Annotated in this window: 2 rRNA genes (1 of these 2 running past the window's edge); both read left to right on the forward strand. The window is 53.3% G+C overall.

The features are described from left to right. Positions 1 to 1,140, forward strand: a 23S ribosomal RNA gene (locus tag MN186_RS02300) (it extends 1,757 nt beyond the left edge of the window). 211 nt (positions 1,141 to 1,351) lie between these two features. Next, positions 1,352 to 1,466 (forward strand): 5S ribosomal RNA (gene rrf / locus MN186_RS02305). Positions 1,467 to 1,630: the final 164 nt, after the last annotated feature.

Consider the following 1,630-nt stretch of genomic DNA (forward strand, 5'->3'; position numbering starts at 1 on the left):
AAGTATTGACTGGGGGCACAAACCAGGGGGTGGCGACTGTTTACTAAAAACACAGGGCTCTGCGAAGTCGTAAGACGACGTATAGGGTCTGACGCCTGCCCGGTGCCTGAAGGTTAAAAGGAGAGGTGCAAGCCTTGAATTGAAGCCCAGGTAAACGGCGGCCGTAACTATAACGGTCCTAAGGTAGCGAAATTCCTTGTCGGGTAAGTTCCGACCTGCACGAATGGCGTAACGACTTCCCCGCTGTCTCCAACATCGACTCAGCGAAATTGAATTGCCTGTCAAGATGCAGGCTTCCCGCGGTTAGACGGAAAGACCCCGTGCACCTTTACTACAGCTTCACACTGGCATCAGGCACAATTTGTGCAGGATAGGTGGTGGGCTTTGAAGCAGGAACGCCAGTTTCTGTGGAGCCTCCCTTGAGATACCACCCTAATTCTGTTTGATGTCTAACCGCGGTCCGTTATCCGGATCCGGGACCCTGTGTGGCGGGTAGTTTGACTGGGGCGGTCGCCTCCTAAAGAGTAACGGAGGCGCGCGAAGGTTGGCTCAGAGCGGTCGGAAATCGCTCGTTGAGTGCAATGGCAGAAGCCAGCCTGACTGCGAGACTGACAAGTCGAGCAGAGTCGAAAGACGGCCATAGTGATCCGGTGGTCCCGAGTGGAAGGGCCATCGCTCAACGGATAAAAGGTACGCCGGGGATAACAGGCTGATACTGCCCAAGAGTCCATATCGACGGCAGTGTTTGGCACCTCGATGTCGGCTCATCTCATCCTGGGGCTGGAGCAGGTCCCAAGGGTACGGCTGTTCGCCGTTTAAAGAGGTACGTGAGCTGGGTTTAGAACGTCGTGAGACAGTTCGGTCCCTATCTGCCGTGGGTGTAGGATACTTGAGAGGAGTTGCCCCTAGTACGAGAGGACCGGGGTGAACGTTCCACTGGTGGACCAGTTGTCGTGCCAACGGCAGTGCTGGGTAGCTATGAACGGACAGGATAACCGCTGAAGGCATCTAAGCGGGAAGCCCCCCTCAAAACAAGGTATCCCTGAGGACCGTGGAAGACTACCACGTCGATAGGCCGGAGATGTAAGCGCAGCAATGCGTTCAGTTGACCGGTACTAATGGTCCGATAGGCTTGATTTGATCCAGTAGAAGATAGATCACCGCGATCACGTAAAGAGAGCGGTACAAAACGATACTGATAAATCAAAAGCATACACACCAGTGTACTGACTTGGAACCGGCGGTAAGCGACCTCAATCGGGGTGGCTATCGGCATTTGCTGTGCAAACGCCTGCCGCCGTTGATCGATATTTTGCAACGCAAAAATCGATCAACTTGGCTCTTTATTCGGTTTGGTGGTCACAGCACAAGTGAAACACCCGATCCCATCCCGAACTCGGAAGTTAAGCACTGTCGCGCCGATGGTACTGCGTCTCAAGACGTGGGAGAGTAGGTCGCCGCCAAACCTAATAAAAAGCCAAGAATCTCTCAATACGATGATAAAATAATCAAAACAAACAGCCCCTAAAATAACGGTAGTCCCGGCAGACAAACCGTATAAAACGACGAAAGCTGATCCATCCAAGATGCCAAGCTGCGCCAAGCGGCGTATCAACCCAAAGGCATCCGG

This window comes from Aliiroseovarius sediminis (genome assembly GCF_022678485.1).
In the GTDB taxonomy this organism is placed as follows: Bacteria; Pseudomonadota; Alphaproteobacteria; order Rhodobacterales; family Rhodobacteraceae; genus Aliiroseovarius; species Aliiroseovarius sediminis.